The 14,998-nt window shown below is 72.1% G+C and carries 11 protein-coding genes; 7 read left to right on the forward strand and 4 right to left on the reverse strand.

Translation table 11 applies throughout. The annotated features are described in order from the left end of the window. Window positions 1–349: 349 nt before the first annotated feature. Window positions 350–3,496, reverse strand: a complete 3,147-nt coding sequence (gene ileS, locus ACWGIS_RS20450; protein WP_453363847.1) for an isoleucine--tRNA ligase — start codon at window positions 3,494–3,496, stop codon at window positions 350–352. A gap of 610 nt (window positions 3,497–4,106) precedes the next feature. Here ileS and ACWGIS_RS20455 point away from each other — a divergent pair. The 6 genes from ACWGIS_RS20455 to ACWGIS_RS20480 all read left to right on the forward strand — a co-directional run bounded on the left by ACWGIS_RS20455 (window position 4,107) and on the right by ACWGIS_RS20480 (window position 10,065). Beyond that, a complete protein-coding gene (locus tag ACWGIS_RS20455; RefSeq protein ID WP_453363848.1) occupies window positions 4,107–5,231 on the forward strand; it encodes a TraR/DksA C4-type zinc finger protein in 1,125 nt (374 codons plus the stop codon). A 183-nt stretch (window positions 5,232–5,414) separates the two neighbouring features. Further along, on the forward strand, window positions 5,415–6,041 hold the full coding sequence (gene lspA / locus ACWGIS_RS20460) for a signal peptidase II (RefSeq protein WP_453363849.1): 627 nt from the start codon (window positions 5,415–5,417) through the stop codon (window positions 6,039–6,041). Between the two features lie 72 nt (window positions 6,042–6,113). Continuing rightward, entirely contained in the window at window positions 6,114–7,058 is a 945-nt protein-coding gene (locus ACWGIS_RS20465) for an RluA family pseudouridine synthase (RefSeq protein WP_453363850.1), read from the forward strand. Next, entirely contained in the window at window positions 7,055–7,522 is a 468-nt protein-coding gene (locus tag ACWGIS_RS20470; RefSeq protein WP_453363851.1) for a GNAT family N-acetyltransferase, read from the forward strand. Before ACWGIS_RS20465 ends, ACWGIS_RS20470 begins: the two co-directional genes overlap by 4 nt. Before the next feature lie 145 nt (window positions 7,523–7,667). Further along, complete coding sequence (locus ACWGIS_RS20475; RefSeq protein ID WP_453363852.1) at window positions 7,668–9,254, forward strand: Na+/H+ antiporter; 1,587 nt, start codon at window positions 7,668–7,670, stop codon at window positions 9,252–9,254. Between the two features lie 73 nt (window positions 9,255–9,327). Then, entirely contained in the window at window positions 9,328–10,065 is a 738-nt protein-coding gene (locus ACWGIS_RS20480; protein WP_453363853.1) for an SDR family NAD(P)-dependent oxidoreductase, read from the forward strand. Window positions 10,066–10,163: 98 nt separating this feature from the next. Here the strand turns inward: ACWGIS_RS20480 and ACWGIS_RS20485 are convergent, their stop codons facing one another. Beyond that, window positions 10,164–11,276: a mechanosensitive ion channel family protein gene (locus tag ACWGIS_RS20485; RefSeq protein WP_453363854.1), complete on the reverse strand. Its 1,113-nt coding sequence runs from the start codon at window positions 11,274–11,276 to the stop codon at window positions 10,164–10,166. Between the two features lie 105 nt (window positions 11,277–11,381). Here ACWGIS_RS20485 and ACWGIS_RS20490 point away from each other — a divergent pair, with 105 nt between their 5' ends. Next, window positions 11,382–11,951: a dienelactone hydrolase family protein gene (locus ACWGIS_RS20490; RefSeq protein ID WP_453363855.1), complete on the forward strand. Its 570-nt coding sequence runs from the start codon at window positions 11,382–11,384 to the stop codon at window positions 11,949–11,951. Between the two features lie 13 nt (window positions 11,952–11,964). Here the strand turns inward: ACWGIS_RS20490 and ACWGIS_RS20495 are convergent, their stop codons facing one another. Then, window positions 11,965–12,951, reverse strand: coding sequence for a zinc metalloprotease (locus tag ACWGIS_RS20495; RefSeq protein WP_453363856.1), 987 nt, complete (start codon window positions 12,949–12,951; stop codon window positions 11,965–11,967). Between the two features lie 315 nt (window positions 12,952–13,266). Then, the gene (locus tag ACWGIS_RS20500; protein WP_453363857.1) at window positions 13,267–14,949 is read right to left on the reverse strand and encodes an alkaline phosphatase D family protein; all 1,683 of its coding nucleotides are present in this window, start codon (window positions 14,947–14,949) and stop codon (window positions 13,267–13,269) included. Between the last annotated feature and the right edge of the window lie 49 nt (window positions 14,950–14,998).

Raw genomic sequence — 14,998 nt, forward strand, 5'->3', positions numbered from 1 at the left:
GCCCGGTGCGGGGCGGGCGTGGGGGTTTCTTCGCCCCCTCCGCCCCTTCCCGTCCCGTTCCCGGGGGCTGCGCCCCCGGACCCCCCTGTCGCGCTGCGCGCTCGTCCTTGAACGCCGGACGGGCTGAAAGCAGTCCCCCCGGGCTCTTGGCGTGCGCCTGTCCTCGAACGTCGGACGGGCTGAAAGCAGCCCCCGGGCTTTCGGCGTGCGCCTGTCCTCGAACGCCGGACGGGCTGAAGCAGTCCCCCCGGGCCCCCTTGCGCTGCGCGCTCGTCCTCAAGCGCCGGACGGGCCGACATCAGCCCGTCCGGCGTCTGTCGGACGGGCCGACAGGGGTGAGCGGGCCGGCTCAGTGGGTCTTGCGGAGATGGAAGGCCAGGGTCAGGGGGGTGTCCGTGAAGGCGGGGCCGTAGGTGTCGTCGGGCTCGCCCTGGGCGAAGTCCGTGGCGAGGACCTCGTCGGCGATGAGGCCGGAGTGCTCGGACAGGGCCGCGATCACCGCCGGGTCCGTCGCCGTCCAGCGCAGGGCGATGCGGTCGGCCACGTCGAGGCCGCTGTTCTTGCGGGCCTCCTGGATCAGGCGGATCGCGTCACGGGCGAGGCCCGCCCGGCGCAGCTCCTCGGTGATCTCCAGGTCGAGGGCGACCGTCGCGCCCGAGTCGGAGGCGACCGACCAGCCCTCGCGGGGGGTCTCCGTGATGATCACCTCGTCCGGGGCGAGGCCGACCGTCTCCCCGTCGACCTCCACCGAGGCCGTGCCCTCGCGCAGGGCGAGGGACAGGGCGGCCGCGTCGGCGTTCGCGACGGCCTTGGCGACCGCCTGGACGCCCTTGCCGAAGCGCTTGCCGAGGGCGCGGAAGTTCGCCTTGGCCGTGGTGTCGACCAGGGAGCCGCCGACCTCGGAGAGCGTGGCGAGGGAGGTGACGTTCAGCTCGTCCGTGATCTGCGTGTGCAGCTCCGGGTCGAGGGACTCGAAGCCGGTCGCGGCGATCAGCGCGCGGGACAGCGGCTGGCGCGTCTTGACGCCCGACTCCGCGCGGGTGGCGCGGCCCAGCTCCACCAGCCGGCGGACCAGGGTCATCTGCCGGGACAGCTCCGGGTCGATCGCGGACAGGTCCGCCTCCGGCCAGGACGACAGGTGCACCGACTCCGGGGCGCCCGGGGTGACCGGGACGACCAGGTCCTGCCAGACCCGCTCGGTGATGAACGGGGTCAGCGGGGCCATCAGGCGCGTGACGGTCTCGACGACCTCGTGCAGCGTGCGCAGGGCCGCCTTGTCGCCCTGCCAGAACCGGCGGCGCGAGCGGCGCACGTACCAGTTGGACAGGTCGTCGACGAACGCCGACAGGAGCTTTCCGGCGCGCTGGGTGTCGTACGACTCCAGTGCCTGGGTCATCTGGTCGGTGAGCGCGTGCAGTTCGGAGAGCAGCCAGCGGTCGAGGACCGGGCGGTCGGCCGGGGCCGGGTCGGCCTCGCTCGGGGCCCAGCCCGAGGTGCGGGCGTAGAGGGCCTGGAAGGCCACCGTGTTCCAGTAGGTGAGGAGCGTCTTGCGGACGACCTCCTGGATCGTGCCGTGGCCCACCCGGCGGGCGGCCCACGGGGAGCCGCCCGCGGCCATGAACCAGCGCACGGCGTCGGCGCCGTGCTGGTCCATCAGCGGGATCGGCTGGAGGATGTTGCCCAGGTGCTTGGACATCTTGCGGCCGTCCTCGGCGAGGATGTGGCCGAGGCAGACGACGTTCTCGTAGCTGGACTTGTCGAAGACGAGCGTGCCGACCGCCATCAGCGTGTAGAACCAGCCGCGCGTCTGGTCGATGGCCTCGCTGATGAACTGCGCCGGGTAGCGGCTCTCGAACAGTTCCTTGTTCTTGTACGGGTAGCCCCACTGCGCGAACGGCATGGAACCCGAGTCGTACCAGGCGTCGATGACCTCCGGGACGCGGGTCGCCGTGCGTCCGCAGCCGTCCTCGGGGCACGCGAAGGTGACCGCGTCGATGTACGGGCGGTGCGGGTCCAGGCCCGACTGGTCGGTGCCCGTCAGCTCGGTCAGCTCGGCGCGGGAGCCCACGCAGGTGAGGTGGCCCTCCTCGCACGTCCACAGCGGCAGCGGCGTGCCCCAGTAGCGGCTGCGGGACAGCGCCCAGTCGATGTTGTTGTTCAGCCAGTCGCCGAAGCGGCCGTGCTTGACCGAGTCGGGGAACCAGTTGGTCTTCTCGTTCTCCTGGAGGAGACGGTCCTTGATGGCGGTGGTGCGGATGTACCAGGACGGCTGCGCGTAGTACAGCAGCGCCGTGTGGCAGCGCCAGCAGTGCGGATAGCTGTGCTCGTACGGGACGTGCTTGAACAGCAGGCCGCGGCCGAGGAGGTCCTCGGTGAGCTTCTCGTCCGCCTTCTTGAAGAAGATCCCGCCGACGAGCGGGACGTCCTCCTCGAAGGTGCCGTCCCGGCGGATCGGGTTGACGACGGGGAGCCCGTACGCCCGGCAGACCTTGAGGTCGTCCTCACCGAAGGCGGGGGACTGGTGGACCAGACCCGTACCGTCCTCGGTCGTCACGTACTCGGCGTTGACCACGTAGTGGGCCGGCTCCGGGAACTCGACGAGCTCGAAGGGACGTTGGTACGTCCAGCGCTCCATCTCCGCGCCGGTGAAGGTCCGGCCCGTGGTCTCCCAGCCCTCGCCGAGCGCCTTCTCGACGAGCGGCTCGGCGACGACGAGCTTCTCCTCGCCGTTCGTCGCGACGACGTACGTGACGCCGGGGTGCGCGGCGACCGCGGTGTTGGAGACCAGCGTCCAGGGGGTCGTCGTCCAGACCAGGAGGGCGGCCTCACCGGCGAGCGGACCGGAGGTGAGCGGGAAACGGACGTACACGGAGGGGTCGACGATCGTCTCGTAGCCCTGCGCCAGCTCGTGGTCCGACAGACCCGTCTCGTCGCGCGGGCACCACGGGGCGACGCGGTAGTCCTGGACCAGCAGGCCCTTGTTGAAGATCTCCTTCAGCGACCACCAGACGGACTCCACGTACTCGGGGTCCATGGTGCGGTAGGCGTCGTCGAGGTCGACCCAGTAGCCCATGCGGTTGGTGAGCTCGGTGAACGCGTCGGTGTGGCGGGTCACCGACTCGCGGCACTTGGCGTTGAACTCGGCGATGCCGTACGCCTCGATGTCCTTCTTGCCGTTGAAGCCGAGTTCCTTCTCGACCGCGATCTCGACGGGGAGGCCGTGGCAGTCCCAGCCGGCCTTGCGGGCCACGTGGTAGCCGCGCATGGTGCGGAAGCGGGGGAACACGTCCTTGAAGACGCGCGCCTCGATGTGGTGGGCGCCCGGCATGCCGTTGGCGGTGGGCGGGCCCTCGTAGAACACCCACTCGGGGCGGCCCTCGGACTGCTCCAGGCTCTTGGCGAAGATCTTCTGCTCGCGCCAGAAGTCGAGCACGGCGTGCTCGAGGGCGGGCAGGTCGACCTGGGCGGGCACCTGGCGGTACGTCGGCGCTGTCATCGGCGAGCTTCCTCCAACGGACTTTCTGCCTTCCGTCGGAGGGACGAGAGCTCTGCTGCCGTAGCAACCCACGCCGTGTGCGGCGCGCTCCCGCGGTACCACCCTCCTTGGCCCTCCGGCGCGCGGTGTGCACCGGTGAGCCCCCTCATTGGGGTCGCGATGCCGGGTCTACTGGCCCCACGCGGGGTGTTCTTCCGGCGGCTCCGGGGTGATCTTCACGTCGCGCTGGCCCCCGGGCTTCCACCGCCCCCGGGTCGCTCCTGGCCGCCTACGCCGCTACTCGTCCCCATCCACGCTTCTCGCTGCGCCCAGTGTACGGCGCCCCGGGGACAGCGGCCGACCGGTTTCCCGGGGCCCGCCGGGGGCGGCCACCGGCACCGCGCCGGCCTGCGGGCTGACCCGAATGGCGCGGTCCCCGTATCCGGATCCCGGGACGCCGCGCTCGGCGGATTACCCGGCGGGGAGCTGGGCACAACGCTTGCAGGCTCGCCGCGCGACACGCGTGGGGCGGGCGAATCGTTGGCGTGCCCCGTTGCCGCGGGCCTGAAGTCGATTTATCGTCCCAGCACGATTCGCGAGCAAGATCACAATATGTGAAGGGGCCGCGGCCATGGTGGCGAAAAAGACCGCCGTACAGCAGTCGGCGTCCGGCAGATCCACGGGTCCGGCGGCCAGGGAGACGGGGAGCGGCGAGCAGGCCGGGGGACGGGCCCGGGGGACCTCGGCCGCCGGGGCGAAGACCTCCGCCGGGGACGTCCCCGGCGAGGAGGCGCCCGTCGGGAAGGCGGCGGCCGGGAAGAAGACGGCTGCCGGGACGAGCGGCGGGAAGACGTCGGCGGGGAAGAAGTCGGCTGCCGGGACGACGGGCGGGAAGACGTCGGCTTCGCGGAAGGTTGCGGGGAAGACGGCTGCCACGAAGGCGGCCGGTGCGGAGGTGGCCGCCGGGTCCGAAGCGGGTCCGGCGAAGGCGGCGGAGGGCGGCAGGACGGCGCGGGCGAAGACGCCGGCGAAGAAGGCCCCGGTGAAGAGGACGCGGACGGCCGGAGGCGGGAAGAGCGCGGAGCACGAGGCGGTGGCGGACGGGCGGGACCCGGCGAAGGGCGACGCGGCGCCGGGCGCCGGGAAGAACGGCACCACCAGGAGGGCCGGCGCGAGGAGCGCGGCCGGCAGGAGCACCAGCACAACCGACAAGGCGGCCGCTTCGGCCGCCGAGGGCGCGGCCGAGGCCGCGAAGAAGACGGGAGCCACGACGGTGGTTGCGAAGAAGACCCCTGGCACGGCCACGGCGGCGAAGGACCCCAGCGCGGTTCCCAAGGCGCGGCTCGCGGCGGTGGAACCCGGCGAGCTGGCGGTGCGCCCGGGCGAGGACCCCTGGACGCCCGAGGAGGTCGAGGAGGCACGCGCGGAGCTGGCGTCCGAGGCGGCCAGACTGGGCGCCGAGATCACCGCCTCGGAGGAGGCGCTGGCCGGTCTGATGCGGGACTCCGGTGACGGCGCGGGCGACGACGAGGCCGACACCGGCACCAAGAACATCACCCGCGAGCACGAGATGTCCCTCGCGGCCAACGCGCGCGAGATGCTCGACCAGACCGAGCGCGCCCTGCTCCGCCTCGAAGCGGGCACGTACGGCCTGTGCGAGAACTGCGGCGAGCCCATCGGCAAGGCCCGTATGCAGGCCTTCCCGCGCGCCACCCTGTGCGTGGAGTGCAAGCAGAAGCAGGAGCGCCGTTACTGACCGGCCGGAGACGGGTGCCCGGCGCCGCGTCCGGTGCGCGCCGCCGGGCGGCCCGGGGCCGGCCGCGGGCCGGTCCCGGATCGGCTGCCACCGGGGCGGCCGGCGGGACCTCCTGAGCACGTGGCCGCCGGGGCTCGTGCCGTACTCTCGTCCTCAGTCAGGCACCTAGGTTGAGGGACTCACGTGGCAGAGGCGGAGCGCATCATCGGTACGCCGGAAACCCCAGACGCGTCGGGGGCCGGGCCGGAGCAGCCCGACGGGGACACGGCGCCGGCCGGGCGCCCCGGGTCCGAGGGCTCCCCGGACACGCCCGCGCGCCCCAGGGGCGGCCGGCGCATCGCCGTGCTGTTCACGGTCGCCGCGCTGGCGTACGCCCTCGACCTCGTCAGCAAGATGCTCGTGGTCGCGAAGCTGGAGCACCACGCGCCGATCGAGATCGTCGGTGACTGGCTCCGGTTCGAGGCGATCCGCAACGCGGGCGCGGCCTTCGGCTTCGGTGAGGCCTTCACCATCATCTTCACCGTGATCGCGGCCGCCGTGATCGTGGTGATCGCCCGGCTGGCGCGCAAGCTCTACAGCCTGCCGTGGGCGATCGCGCTCGGCCTGCTGCTGGGCGGCGCGCTGGGCAACCTGACCGACCGGATCTTCCGGGCGCCCGGCGTCTTCGAGGGCGCGGTCGTCGACTTCATCGCCCCCAAGCACTTCGCCGTCTTCAACCTCGCTGACTCGGCGATCGTCTGCGGCGGCATCCTGATCGTGCTGCTGTCCTTCCGCGGGCTGGACCCGGACGGCACCGTCCACAAGGACTGACGGCACCGCGCACGGGCACTGGCGTTCGGGTTCTGGTCAGGGGGTGCCGGACCCGTCCGGCATACTCGACGGGTGAGCACGATTCCCGAGATCCGTACCCTGCCCGTGCCGGACGGCCTGGAGGGCGAGCGTGTCGACGCCGCCATCTCCCGCATGTTCGGCTTCTCCCGTACGAAGGCGGCCGAGCTGGCCGCGGCAGGCAAGGTGCTGGTCGACGGCGCGGTGGTCGGCAAGTCCGAACGGGTGCACGGCGGCGCCTGGCTCGAGGTGGAGATGCCACAGGCGCCCGCACCCGTGCAGGTCGTCGCCGAGCCCGTCGAGGGCATGGAGATCGTGCACGACGACGACGACGTGCTCGTGATCGTCAAGCCCGTCGGAGTGGCCGCCCACCCCAGCCCCGGCTGGTCGGGGCCGACCGTGATCGGCGGGCTGGCCGCCGCCGGGTACCGGATCTCGACCTCGGGCGCCGCCGAGCGCCAGGGCATCGTGCACCGCCTCGACGTGGGCACGTCGGGCCTGATGGTGGTCGCCAAGTCGGAGTACGCGTACACCTCGCTCAAGCGTCAGTTCAAGGAGCGCACGGTCGACAAGCGCTACCACACGCTGGTCCAGGGCCACCCGGACCCGACGAGCGGCACCATCGACGCCCCCATCGGACGGCACCCGAACCACGACTACAAGTGGGCGGTGACCGCCGAGGGCAAGCCCTCCGTCACGCACTACGACCTGGTGGAGGCGTTCCGCGCGGCGTCGCTCCTCGACGTGAAGCTGGAGACCGGCCGCACCCACCAGATCCGCGTCCACATGGCCGCCCACCGCCACCCCTGCGTCGGCGACCTGACCTACGGCGCGGACCCGACCCTCGCCAAGCGCCTCGGGCTGACCCGGCAGTGGCTGCACGCCGTGCGCCTCGGCTTCGAGCACCCCGGCGACGGGCAGTGGGTGGAGTTCGGCAGCGAGTACCCGCAGGACCTCCAGCAGGCGCTGGACAAGGTGCGTGAGGAAAGCAACGCGTGAGCGAGGGGTACGTGCTGCGGGTCGCCGAGGACGCCGCCGACCGTGAGGCGTGCTTCGCGGTCCGCAAGGAGGTCTTCGTCGTCGAGCAGGGAGTCCCGGAGGACGTGGAGTACGACGCGTACGACGCCGGCGCGCTGCACGTCCTGGCGGTGCGGGACGACGGCGTACCGCTGGGCGCCGGGCGGCTCCTGTACGGCGAGGAGGCCGCCGCCAAAACCGGCGGCGACCCGTCCGTCGGTTCCCTGGGCCGCCTCGCGGTGAAGCGGGAGGCCCGCGGACTCGGCGTCGGTGCCGCGCTGGTGCGGGCCGTCGAGGACGCGGCACGCGCGCGTGGACTGGCGGCCGTGGACCTGCACGCGCAGACCCACGCCATGGGCTTCTACGAGCGGCTCGGCTACGTGGCGTACGGGCCGGAGTTCCCCGACGCCGGGATTCCGCACCGGTCGATGCGGCGGGCCCTGTAGCAAGGGGCGGCGGTCCGGTCCGCCGGTCGCGGACGGCGACGTGCGGCGCTCCCGGGCGCCCGCCGTCGCGGCGTGAGGATTCGGCGCGTGGCACGCTGGACGTCTGGCTGTTCTTGATCGTCTAGACCGTCGGAGCGCTGAGACCGTGGATCAGTTGGCCCTGCTGTTCGTGCTGCTGCTCGGGGCCGTGGTGAGTGTCCCCGTCGGTGACCGGTTCGGGCTGCCCGCGCCGGTCCTGATGACACTCCTCGGGATCGTGCTGGCCCTGCTGGACTTCGTCCCGAACGTGGACATCCCGCCGGACCTGATCCTGCCCGCCCTGCTGCCGCCCCTGCTGTACGCCGCCGTGCGGCGGACCTCGTGGAGACAGTTCGCGGCCAACAAACGGCCGATCTTCCTGCTCGCCGTCGCGCTCGTCTTCGTGACGACCGCGGTGGTGGCCGCCGTCGCCGGCGCGATCGTGCCGGGCCTGCCGGTCGCCGCCGCCGTGGCGCTCGGCGCCCTGGTCGCGCCGCCCGACCCGGTGGCGGCGACCGCCGTCGCCGGACAGCTCGGGCTGCCCCGCCGGCTGGTGTCGATCCTGGAGGGCGAGGGCCTGTTCAACGACGTGACGGCCATCGTGCTGTACCACGTCGCCATCGCCGCCGCCGTGAGCGGGTCGTTCTCCCTGCCGGGCGCCGCCCTCGACTTCCTGCTGTCCGCGGTCGTCGCCCTCGTCGTCGGCGTCGCGCTCGGCTGGGGCGCCAACAAGCTCATGGACCTGCTCGGCGACCCGACCCTGCAGATCGGCCTGACCCTGCTGGTGCCGTACGCCTCCTACGTCCTCGCGGAGGAGCTCCACGGCTCCGGGGTGCTCGCCGTGCTGACCACCGCGCTCTTCCTGGCCGAGTACTCCACCGACGCCGACGACGTGCTGACCCGGCTGGCCGGGCACACCTTCTGGGACGTGGTGGACACCCTGGTCACCGGCGTCGCCTTCGGGCTCATCGGGCTGGAACTGCACAACGCGATCAGGACCGCGGAGGGGCAGTGGGGCGAGATGCTCGGCTGGGCCGGGGCGATCGTCGCCGTGGTCGTCCTCGTACGGCTGGCCTGGCTGCTGCCGGCGACCTGGCTGACCCAGCGGCTGCACGCGAAGCGGGACTACGACGAGGACATCCCGACCTCCTGGCGGGAGACCGTGGTGATGTGGTGGTCGGGGATGCGGGGCGTCGCCTCGGTGGCCCTGGCGCTGGCGATCCCGCTGAAGATGGACGACGGCTCGCCGTTCCCGAACCGGGACGAGATCATCTTCATCGCCTTCGGGGTCATCATGGCCACGCTCGTGCTCCAGGGGCTCACCCTGCCGTTCCTGGTCAGGAAGCTCGGCGTGCGCCCCGACGTCGACAGCGAGAAGGAGTTCGAGAAGGGCCTGGCGATCCGCGCGGCCAAGGCCGCCAAGCGCAGGCTGAAGGAGATCGAGGAGGTGGAGGAACTGCCGGAGGAGCTGTCCGAGCAGCTGCTGCGCCGGGCCTTCGACATCGGGCTGCGGATCAGCCCCGAGCTGGGCGACGACGAGCGGCGGGAGGCGCACGAGCAGCGGGCCCGGCGGATCAGGCGGGTCCGGCGCATCCAGGCGGAGATGCTGAGCGCGGCCCGGCACGAGGTGCTGTCCGCGCGCAGCGAGCCGGGGGCCGACCCGGAGATCGTGGACCGGGTGCTGCGCCATCTGGACGTGCGCAGTCTGCGCTGACGCCCGCCCTTGCGGCGCGCGGCGCGCGCTCCCGGACCGGCGTGAGCCCCAACGGCCTTTGTAGGATCGGCTCATGGCACGCAACGTGGTGATCAGCGGCGGTGGTACGGGGATCGGGCTGGCGGCGGCGCAGACGTTCGCCGCGGACGGGGACCGGGTCCTGCTGCTCGGCCGCCGGGGCGATGTGCTGGAGCGGGCGGCCGTGCCCGGGGCGCTGGCCTTCGCGGCGGACCTCAGCGATCCGCAGGACGTGCGGGAGGCCGCCGCCTTCGTGGCGTCCGAACTCGGCACGGTGGACGTGCTGGTGCACAGCGCCGGGGGCAACGGCAGCCGCGAGACGGCGCCTGACGAGGACCCGCTGGACGCGCTCGCGCGCACCTGGACCACCAACTTCCGGCTCAACACCCTGACCGCGGCGCTGCTGACCGAGGCCCTGCGGGACCGGCTCGCCTCACCCGGCGGGAGGGTGCTGTTCCTGAGCTCCATCGCCGCCTACCGGGGATCGGGCACCGGGGCCTACGCGGCGTCCAAGGCGGCGCTGCATCCGTACGCCTTCGACCTGGCCCGGGAGCTGGGACCGCGCGGCGTCACGGTCAACGTGGTGGCGCCCGGCTACGTCGAGGACACCGAGTTCTTCGGCGCCGGCATCGAGGAGGAGCGGCGGGCGCGGCTCGTGGCGGAGACCTCGACAGGGCGTGCGGGTACGCCCGGTGACGTCGCGTCGACCCTGCACTGGCTGGCGTCGCCGGGCGCCGGGCACGTCACCGCCCAGGTGATCCAGGTCAACGGCGGGGCGGAACGCGGCCACTGAGCGGCACCCGGCCGACGTGCGGCGGGGCCCGGCGGCCACCTCGGTGACCGCCGGGCCCCGCCGCTCGGGGTGCCCGCGGGCGTGCGGGCCGGGTGGGGTCAGCCGCGTCCGGTGCGCGGTGTCTCGTGCGTGCGCCGGGGCGCGCCGTCGAAGGGCGACCGGCCGTTCCGGCGGCCCGGCAGCAGCACGGCGTCGGCGGTGTTGATCCGGGGCAGCGCGTACGGGTGCTCCTGGGTCAGCCAGCGGATCATCTGCTCGCGCACCACGACCCGCACGGTCCAGATGTCGTCCGCGTCCTTCGCGGTCGCCAGGGCGCGGACCTGCATGGTGCTGGGCGTGGTGTCGGTCACCGCGAGGCCCCAGTCACGGCCGTCCCAGGCGGGGCACTCCCGCAGGATGTCGCGCAGCTTCTCGCGCATCAGCGGCACCGGAGCCGTGTGGTCGAGGTGGAAGAAGACGATGCCCGTCATCTGGGCGCTGCCGCGCGACCAGTTCTCGAACGGCTTCGACGTGAAGTACGACACGGGCATCGTGATCCGGCGCTCGTCCCAGGTCCGCACCGTCAGGAACGTGAGCGTGATCTCGTCGATCACACCCCACTCGCCGTCCACCACGACCGTGTCACCGAGGCGGACCATGTCGCCGAAGGCGATCTGCAGACCCGCGAAGAGGTTGCTGAGGGTGGACTGGGCGGCGACACCGGCGACGATGCCGAGGATGCCGGCCGAGGCCAGCAGCGAGGCGCCGGCCGCGCGCATCGCCGGGAAGGTGAGCAGCATCGCGCTGACCGCCATCACCCCGACGATCGCGGTGACCACCCGCTGGATCAGCGACACCTGCGTGCGCACCCGGCGGACGCGGGCGGGATCGCGGTGGGCGTTGGCGTAGCGCGCGTACGAGGTCTCGACGACGGCCGCCGCGATGCGCACCACCAGCCAGGCGGTCGCTCCGATGAGGACCAGGGTCAGGGCGCGGCCTATGCCGACGCGGTGGTCCCTGAGCAGCGCGGCCTCGTCGTAGGCGCCTCTGAGCAGGGCGGCGCACAGGACGAGCTGGAAGGGGACACGGCCGCGGCGCAGCAGGCCCCACATCGGGGTCTCGTGGTGGCGGGCGTCGGTTCGTCGCAACAACTGGTCGACGGCCCAGCCGACGACCAGAGTGAGGACGACCGAGCCGCCGACGACGATCAGCGGGCGCAGTACGTTCTCCATGCCTCCGAACCTAACCGGCCCCGGAGCACATGAACCTGTGATCTGTGTCCGATCCCGGGTACGGGCCGGCCCGTCACTGTGGGTGCGGGCTGGCACCATGGCCTCATGAACATCATGCTCTTTCACTCGGCCTACGGGCCGCGCCCCGCGGTGCGTGCGGCGGCGGAGCGGCTGCGCGCGGCGGGACACGAGGTGTGGACGCCCGATCTCTTCGAGGGGCACACCTTCGAGACCGTCGAGGAGGGCATGGCCTTCAAGGACGGGATCGGCAAGGACGAGCTGCTCAAGCGCGCGATCCTGGCCGCCGCGCCCTATTCGGAGCGCGGGCTGGTGTACGCGGGCTTCTCCTTCGGCGCCTCGGTCGCGCAGACCCTGGCCCTCGGCGACGACAAGGCCCGCGGGCTGCTGCTCCTGCACGGCACCTCGGACATCGCGGACAGCGCCTCGGTGGACGAGCTGCCGGTCCAGCTGCACGTCGCCGAGCCCGACGCCTTCGAGACGGACGACTGGCTCAGCGCCTGGTACCTGCGGATGCAGCGCGTCGGCGCCGACGTCGAGATCCACCGCTACGCCGGCGCCGGGCACCTCTACACCGACCCGGACCTGCCGGACTTCGACGCGGAGGCGGCCGAGGCCACCTGGCGGGTGGCGCTCGGCTTCCTCGACTCGCTCTAGGGAGCTACGCGGCTCAGCCGGCGGCCCGGTACGCGGCCCAGCTCTGCTGCATACGCGTCACCTGGCCCGCGGTGAACTGGTACATGCACGCGTCGTACGTGTAGTCCATGAAGTTGTGGATGGGGTCGACGCCCGTCTTGTTGGTGCAGGTGTCGCGGCCGGTCGGGCACTCGAACGCGGCGCTCTTCTCGGCCGGGGTGTCGGTGACGTAGTCGCCGTTGCCGTTACAGCCGCCCTGGAAGGTGTGGTAGAGCCCCATCCAGTGGCCGACCTCGTGGGTGGCGGTGTCGCCCTCGTCGTAGTTCGCCGCCGAGCCGCCGGGCAGCGAGGCGTCGAGGACGACCACGCCGTCCATGGAGGGGCTGGTCTTGTAGGAGCTGGGGAAGGTGGCCCAGCCGAGCAGCCCGCCGCCGAGGTTGGCGGTGTAGATGTTGAGGGCGTTGGCGCCGCCCTTGCGGAGGGCGGACTTCATCGCCTTCTCCGCGGTCGAGCCCGAACTGAGGTTGTACCAGGATGCGTTGTCCGTGTAGTCCGTGCCAGCCAGCGTGAACTGGTAGCCCGAGTCGGTGTTGCCGGTGCCCTGACCCGCGTACGCGGCGTTCAGCACGCTCATCTGGCTGCTGATCTGGGCCGAGGTGAGGTTGCCCGCGGCGCCGCTGTGGATGACGTGGAAGTACACCGGGATGGTGGTGGACGCGGCGGCCGAGGACAGGCTCTGGCCGCTCGCGCGCAGCTTGTCTAGCTTCTTGTGCAGATCGGCGTCCATGGCCTGGGCCTTGGCCTGGGTGATCTCGTTCGGCTCGGCCCGGTGCTCGCCGGCCTTGGGGCGGGCCTCGCGGGCGAGGGAGTTCACGTCGTCGGCGCAGTCGGTGGCCGGAGTCTTGGCCGCCGCGAGGCCGGTGGGCGCGGAGAGCGGAGCGAGCATGAGGGTTCCGGCCACGACGGCCGTGCCGAGAAGGCGTCTGCGCAGAAGGGGGGATATTCGGGCAAGCGCACGCATGCTGACTCCTAGCGGATGCGGTGGGGAGGGCCTTTCTGGCCGCCGCCGGGAGATTACGTGGACATGATGAATGTTGAAGAGGATCGATCAGGCCCAATCAAACGTCAGGCAAACAAGGGCATTTGGGGGAAGAAATTCGGCCCCCGTCCGAAGTTTGAGATGTCGACGTAACGGGCGCGGTAACCACGGCGGGTGGTGTGTCCGGATTCGGACGGTGCGCGGCACCACCCGCCGTAGTGGCGTGATCTTCCGTTAACAGGGCTCAGCCGGTGTACTGGTGGCCGAAAATCACCGCTCGTGCACCCGGTAGTCGGGCTAGCGCACCGGCGCGTACACCCGCTCGACCTTCTGCGTACCGCTGCGCGTGCGGTACGAACGGGCCCAGGACGAGGTCGCGTCCGGGTCCCGGCGGTCGGAGAGCACGTAGTAGTCCATCTGCGCGCGGTCCGCGGTGAGGTCCAGGACGCCGTAGCCGTGGCGGTCCGTGTCGACCCAGTGCACGTGCCGGTTGGCGGCCCGGATCAACGGCGAGGCCACCGCCGAGACGGTCCCCTCGGGGACCTTCACGAGGTCGTCGAGGTTGTCGGAGGTGACCGAGGTGACGACGAACTCCGTGGCCGCCGAGGGCGACAGCGGATACGTGCCCGCGTCGACCGGCACGTCGTTGGCCCAGGCCATGTGGATGTCGCCGGTCAGGAACACGGTGTTGCGGATGGCGTGGGAGCGCAGGTGGGCGAGGATCTCCCGGCGGTCGTCCGTGTACCCGTCCCACTGGTCGGTGTTGAGGGCGATGCCCTCCTGCGGCAGCCCGAGCAGCTTGGCGAGCGGCTTGAGCAGATCGGCGGGCAGGGCGCCCACCGCGAACGGCGAGATCATCACGGAGTTGCCGACCAGCCGCCAGGTGGTGTCCGAGCTCTGCAGGCCCGCCTTGAGCCAGTCGAGCTGCGCCCGGCCCGTGAGCGTACGGTCCGGGTCGTCCACCGAACCGCTGCCCGTGGACGCCTGCTGGGAGCGGAAGGAGCGCAGGTCCAGCAGCGAGAGGTCGGCCAGCTTGCCGAAGCGCAGCCGGCGGTAGGTGGTGCCCTCGATCGCCGGGCGGACCGGCATCCATTCGAAGTACGCCTGTTTGGCGGCCCGCTGACGGTCGGCCCAGGCGCCCTCGGCACCCTCGGTGTGGTTCACCGCGCCGCCCGACCACGCGTTGTCGGCGAACTCGTGGTCGTCCCAGATCGCGACGACCGGAGCCGCGTGGTGGAGGGCCTGGAGGTCCGGGTCGGTCTTGTAACGCCCGTGCCGGACGCGGTAGTCGGCCAGGGTGACGATCTCGTGCGCCGGGGCGTGCGGCCGCACGACGGTGCCCCGCGTGCCGTACTCGCCGGACTTGTACTCGTAGATGTAGTCGCCCAGGTGCAGCCAGGCGTCCAGGTCGCCGCGCGCGGCGAGGTGGCGGTACGGCGAGAAGAAGCCCGCCTCCCAGTTGGCGCAGGAGACCACGCCGAAGCGCATCCCGGACACGGCGGCGTCGTGGGCCGGGGCGGTGCGGGTGCGGGCGGCGGGCGAGTCGGTGCCGTCGCAGGAGAAGCGGAACCAGTAGTCGGTGGCCGGCGCCAGCCCGCGGATGTCGGCCTTGACCGTGTGGTCGGAGGCGGCCGAGGCGGTGGTGGAGCCCTTGGCGACGACGGTGGTGAACGACCGGTCCGCGGCGACGGTCCAGGAGACCTCGACGTCCGGGCCGAGGCCCGAACCGGGTATCGCCTCGGACGTGGGCGTCACCCGGGTCCACAGCAGGATCCCGTCGGGCAGCGGATCGCCGGAGGCGACACCGTGCAGGAAGGCCGGGGTCCCGGCGGCGGCGCGGGCCGGGACGGCGGCGGCGAGCGGAGCGGCGAGGACGGCGCCGGCGGCCGCGGCCTTGACGACCGTACGGCGGCGGGGGGCGCGCAACTCTGCGGCGCCCAGGGGATGTTGCGGCTCGGTGGATCTGTATCGACTGGTCACGGACGATCAGATTACTGACCGGTACGACGTCGGAGCGGGCGAACCGCGA

Source organism: Streptomyces sp. NPDC054842 (assembly GCF_053611025.1).

Coding starts and splice junctions, on each gene's coding strand:
- ileS (WP_453363847.1), bottom strand. CDS start 3,496: ATGACAGCGCCGACGTACCGCCAGGTGCCCGCCCAGGTCGACCTGCCC.
- ACWGIS_RS20490 (WP_453363855.1), top strand. CDS start 11,382: ATGAACATCATGCTCTTTCACTCGGCCTACGGGCCGCGCCCCGCGGTG.
- ACWGIS_RS20495 (WP_453363856.1), bottom strand. CDS start 12,951: ATGCGTGCGCTTGCCCGAATATCCCCCCTTCTGCGCAGACGCCTTCTC.
- ACWGIS_RS20485 (WP_453363854.1), bottom strand. CDS start 11,276: ATGGAGAACGTACTGCGCCCGCTGATCGTCGTCGGCGGCTCGGTCGTC.
- ACWGIS_RS20480 (WP_453363853.1), top strand. CDS start 9,328: ATGGCACGCAACGTGGTGATCAGCGGCGGTGGTACGGGGATCGGGCTG.
- ACWGIS_RS20455 (WP_453363848.1), top strand. CDS start 4,107: ATGGTGGCGAAAAAGACCGCCGTACAGCAGTCGGCGTCCGGCAGATCC.